General features: G+C 43.3%; 1 protein-coding gene. It reads left to right on the top strand.

Going from position 1 to position 2,699, the window contains the following annotated elements; translation table 11 throughout:
* Positions 1-1,043 precede the first annotated feature (1,043 nt).
* Positions 1,044-2,450, top strand: a complete 1,407-nt coding sequence (locus tag Q0R35_RS10060) for an aspartate ammonia-lyase (protein WP_295617052.1) — start codon at positions 1,044-1,046, stop codon at positions 2,448-2,450.
* The last annotated feature ends 249 nt before the right edge of the window (positions 2,451-2,699 follow it).

The following is a 2,699-nucleotide window of genomic DNA, read 5'->3' on the forward strand; positions in this document are numbered from 1 at the left end:
AACGTTAGCTCTCCACCATTGATGACAACTGCCTTAACAGGTGCGGCGGAAATACTTGTAGCAACACCGATAGCCAAACTGCTAATTGCCGCTATTTTGAGAGTTTTGATACTGGGTAAGTTTACAAACTGTCTAATTTCCATGGTAAATTCCCTCTTTAATTAGTACGACTTCATCTTTAATATCTTTGGGTCTGTAGGTACTGCGATTCGATATTGAAAATCTGCAATTCCACCAGCTTCAGACCACATGAAATTATCGTAGCATGAGGTTTTATGGCTCTGCTCGAATTCTATAATTTTCAGTCAAGTGGCGTAGAATCGAACTGATATTTAGAGTAAATACACAATTATCAAAAAACAGCAACAGTCAAACATTAATAAAACCAATTAATTTCAATTTTTTCAGCAAAATAGCGTATTAAAAGCTAATTTATTTTTCAAATTTGCACATTTTATCTTAAAAATCAATAGTAATATCAGTGAACTATTAATAAATATTTGTAAATACACCGACAATATTTTACGTAGAATAAAAATTGATTACAGCCTAATGGCGGTATATGTTACGGGATTAGCACGCTCTTTCTCTACGCCAATAGCGATCGTATAATATGTTACTCAACAGTCTAAATACCTGAAAATACAAATGAAAGGCAAATAAAAACTACAAGATTGCAATCGCGCATAATTTATACCAAAGTTAGGTCGGGTAATTACGAAACTTAGATTAAATTCTCACAGTATAAATTGAAATTATCGAGCATACAATTCTACTGAGGCGGAAGAATAGATCGATCGGGTGGATGTGCGATTCTCCGATGGAGAGGCTAACGCCAACGAGCGATGTCCGATCCGGCAAAATTGCATTAGAGATGACAGTTGCAATAAAAATAATCTCAACTTAGATCGATCGATGAGTCAATTGACTGCTCGATCGTGAGACAATATCAGCATAATTTATCGATGTAAAGCGATCGACGATCGTCAACCTTGCATCGAAATTAATTGCGATCGTCTACGTGTGCCAAGGATAGAAGCTAAATGAATCAGGATAATTATCGGATCGAACGAGATTCGATGGGCGAACGTCAGATCCCGGCATCCGCATATTACGGCATTCAAACTTTGCGCGCGATCGAGAATTTCCCGATTAGTGGTTTAAAGCCGCTGGCTACCTATGTTGATGCTTGTATCTTAATCAAAAAAGCCGCTGCGATCGCCAATAGCGATCTCGGTTGTATTCCCGCAGATATTAGTAAAGTTCTCGTCGCCGCCGCTGATGAGATTTTACAAGGGAATCTCCGCAATCAATTTGTCGTCGATGTCTATCAGGCTGGTGCGGGAACCTCCCACCACATGAATGTCAATGAGGTACTCGCCAACCGCGCACTGGAATTACTCGGCGATGTTAAGGGCAATTATCAGCGGGTCAATCCTAACGATGTGGTAAATTACGGTCAGTCTACTAATGATGTAATTCCGACAGCGATTCGGGTGGGTGGATTACTGGCGATTTCCCATACATTAAACCCCGCGCTTACAAATGCGATCGCGGCATTAGACAAAAAAGCGGTAGAATTTAGCTCGATCGTCAAATCTGGACGCACCCACATGCAAGATGCCGTCCCCGTCAGATTGGGGGATAGTTTTGGAGCCTTCGCCCAGATTTTACGCGAACATCAAGCCAGAATTACTACAGCCTCAGGCGATTTAACCAAATTAGGCTTAGGTGGAAGTGCGACAGGTACCGGGTTAAATACGCATCCCGAATATCGATCGACAGTCGCCCGCATTTTGGGAGAATTAATCGGACAACCGTTAAGTGTCGCACCGCATTTAATGGCAGCGATGCAAAGTATGGCACCATTTGTTAATGTCTCAGGCAGCTTGCGAAATCTCGCCGCAGACCTAGTAAAAATCTCTCACGACTTGCGATTGATGGATTCTGGCCCGAAAACGGGTTTTAAAGAAATTCAACTCCCTCCCGTCCAACCTGGCTCGTCGATTATGCCGGGGAAATACAATCCGGTGATGGCGGAAATGATTTCGATGGTGTGTTTTCAGGTGATGGGGTTCGATCGATCGATCGAAATGGCAGCCCAAGCGGGACAATTAGAGTTGAATGTAATGATGCCATTAATCGCTTACAATCTGATTCAGAGCATCGAGATTTTGGGTAATGCCATTCAAGCTCTGACAGACCAGTGTATCGTGGGAATTACGGCAAATCCCGAACGTTGTCGCGACTACGCCGAAGGCAGTTTGGCACTAGTAACCGCACTCAATACTCACATCGGTTATCTCAATGCGGCAAATGTCGCCAAGGAGTCGCTAGCTACAGGTAAATCTTTACGTCAAATCGTGCTAGAGCAAGGATTAATGGAGCCAGATGTATTGGCGCAGGTACTAGATTTAGAATCGATGAGCCAGTTACCTCGATCGTCTTAGCAGATGTCTGGAAAGTATGAGATGGTACTCGTCAACGCCATAAAGATCCTCTTTCGTAAAAGCCATAGCACATACACCAGTCTATTCGAGATGATGCGTAGTCCTTTACCCCACCCCAACCCTCCCCTTATAAAGGGGAGGGAGCCGGAAAGAGTCCCCCCTTTATAAGGCTATGCATTACCCACAGATCCAATCGAACCATCCAGGCGGGATAAGGAGTGGGAGCATTTAGGTAGGGGCAATGTCTTG

Source organism: Chamaesiphon sp. GL140_3_metabinner_50 (assembly GCF_025361915.1).
In the GTDB taxonomy this organism is placed as follows: Bacteria; Cyanobacteriota; Cyanobacteriia; order Cyanobacteriales; family Chamaesiphonaceae; genus Chamaesiphon.

Bases quoted from the DNA above. Each gene is read 5' to 3' on its own strand.
- Q0R35_RS10060 (WP_295617052.1), top strand. From the start codon at position 1,044: ATGAATCAGGATAATTATCGGATCGAACGAGATTCGATGGGCGAACGT.